Here is a 2,775-nt window from a genome sequence, read left to right as displayed (position 1 = left end):
GAAGGCTCTGTTCCACTAGTGGAGATATCATCTTATGGATGATTCTCTCGAAAAGCTTATATGTTGTGCACAAGAGAGAAATCGGTCGGAGATTAAACGTATGGCAAAAAAGGTGCAGATAACCGCAAATTATATTTAGAACATATGCCAAACTCTGTTTCGCACTCGAGTTTGCTTCGCTGCTTACATATGCACGTTTTTTCACCAGCTCCAAGTAGTTATCACAAAAATCCTTCCAGAAAAATTCCTCTATTGCCTACAAAGCTTCGCAGTATTCAAATTGCAATAGGTTACTTGTTGCTTTCTCTATAACTTTGTACAACTTAGACAGTATCCATTTATCCATCGTCTCGCTGATGGAATTTATGCTTACCGTTTGATGCATTTCCATGAATATGGAAACAAACTTGCTGGCATTCCAAAGCTTCGTCACCAGGCGCTTGCCAATTTTGAATATATTTTCAGAGTAAACTGTGTCAACTCCAAGACTTGAGTTCGCTGACCAATAACGTACTACATCAGCTCCATAAGTCTTAAGCATCACATGAGGAGTGATGATGTTACTTTTTGATTTACTCTTTTTTTTTATCATCAGCTAAACACCAACCACTGATCATGATATTTTTCCACGGCAGAGAATTTGCATGATAATGTGCCTTCAAAATTGTATAAAAAGCCAAAGTTCTTATTATCTCATGGCTCTGGCTGCGCAGATCTGCAGGAAATATCTTGTCATAGCAATGATTTGGTAAGCTGAGCTCATTGTTTACTACCAGTGCACTTAGTTGAGGAGTGATTGCACTTGTGGCCCAAGTTTCCATCACATCTCGATCCTGGATAACTTCTTCCTTACTATACCCTTTTGGCAAATCCTTGAGTGGATCTATAGGCAGATCCTTCACTTCAGCTAGAATGATTTTGCCTTCTTCTCCTTTACGTTTTAAATACCACACTGGAAATGGCACACTAAAATAACGCTGCCTTGAGATGCACCAATCCCAATTTAGTCCTTCTATCCACACTTCCATACGTTTACGCATAGTAGCTGGATGCCAATTGCATTCTCTTACTTTATCTAATACTTGAGCTTTTTTTGCTCTAAGGTCTTGATAAACCATTGATAAGTAGGTAATATTTCAAGTGGTGCACCAGATCTTTCTTCACACTTAACAGAATGAGAGATGTTAGTGCTTTCTATCAAAAGACCTTTTTCAGTTAGAATTTCGATTACTCTCTTCCTCGCTTCCTTAACCTTCAGTCCATTTAGTACACTGGGATCTATTGATATCACACACTGAATCTAGATTTATCCTCCTATCCTGGTCGATAATAATTTTCATCAGCAAGTGATGCTTTTGCTGCCAATATATGTCGAGCTCATCACCGAATGTACAGCACATAACCAGTCTGGTGCCTTTATCTATTTTGACCTTGTCATCAGCTATTATTGGAACTTTTGCCTCTGTCATTGGCACTACGGCTGTTTTTCCAATCAGGTCAGTGTAGCGTGCATCCTCTGGATGGCAGAAAACTGCAACACATGCCGGAAGTAACTCAGGTCGCGTAGTTGCAATTTTGATCTGTTCATTTTCTTCGGTGGAAAAAACTATCGTATTCAAGGATGACTAAAAACTTTGTCTTCTATTTCCGCTTGCGCAATTGCGGTTTTGTCAACCGGATCCCAAAGGATGGGTTGAATTTTCCTGTATGCATACCCCTTGTTATTTATATATCAATAAGCGACATTATTTGAGAAAGCGTCACAGTTTCTTTGCTGATCGAGTGATATTCCAAACTCCAATCATAACTAATGTCGACTGACTTAAACAATTCCTTGAACTCTTGCTTTGATTTTTCAATAACTTCATGACACATCTCTATAAATTTTTCTCTGCCAATTTCTTTTTCACGGGCTTTATAGGTTTTCTCAACCAATCTTTCTGTAGGAAGCCCATTATCATCAAACCCAATTGGATAAAACACATCTTTTCCAAGCATGCGCTGAAACCTTGCAATGAAGTCTGTGTGGCAATAGCTAAATATATGACCGATATGTAATTTCCCCGATATTGTCGGCGGAGGTGTGTCTATAATGAAAGTGTTATCCTTTTCACCATTCCACTTATAAACTTTACTGCCTTCCCATAATATGTTGCATTTTTCTTCAATTTCTTTAAAGCCGTATATTTCTTTTAACATAAATATTTCTTAAGTTTTAAGCTCTAAGTTAGCACAATTAAGCAAATACGGCTACGCCAAAATTTTACAAAAATACCACACTATAGAAAATATTACTTGACATTAAGTTTTAAAGGCATCACACTGTCTAAATAATATTTATATTGAGGTTTAATATGCTTACAACGATTAATGGTGCAATAAAGATTGCCGATAATGGTAATGTAGTGCTTGAGATAGCACAAGATGATTTTGAAAATTTCAAGAGTATAAAAACATAGATACTGATGGCAAAGTAATTGAAGGGTATTATTCAAGTTTTTACAATGATAAAAGTGAAAAAGTAACATGTGTCATTATTAGTAGCAAAGATGGTAAGCTTTTCATAGATTCAGTTAAAGATAAGAGTGATGAACAATTTATAAATGGAATTGAAGAAATGAAAATTAGGCTTGATCTTAATGACAAAAAAACAGAACTTGAAAAAGAAGGAATAGAGTTGCTTAAACATCCAAAAATGGTTGGGTATCAAAATCATTTTGAAATCTTACAGAATGCTGTAAGAATATTAGACGATAAAATAAAAGGATTAGATCT

At 36.2% G+C, this 2,775-nt stretch carries 1 pseudogene; it reads right to left on the bottom strand.

From position 1 onward, the window contains the following. Positions 1 to 95: 95 nt before the first annotated feature. Positions 96 to 2,199, bottom strand: a pseudogene (locus HET73_RS09570) (valine--tRNA ligase); the annotation flags it as partial. Positions 2,200 to 2,775: the final 576 nt, after the last annotated feature.

This window comes from Wolbachia endosymbiont of Atemnus politus (genome assembly GCF_013309895.1).
The sequence above is the reverse complement of the archived record's forward strand: the minus strand, read 5'-3'. Positions and strand labels throughout refer to the sequence as shown.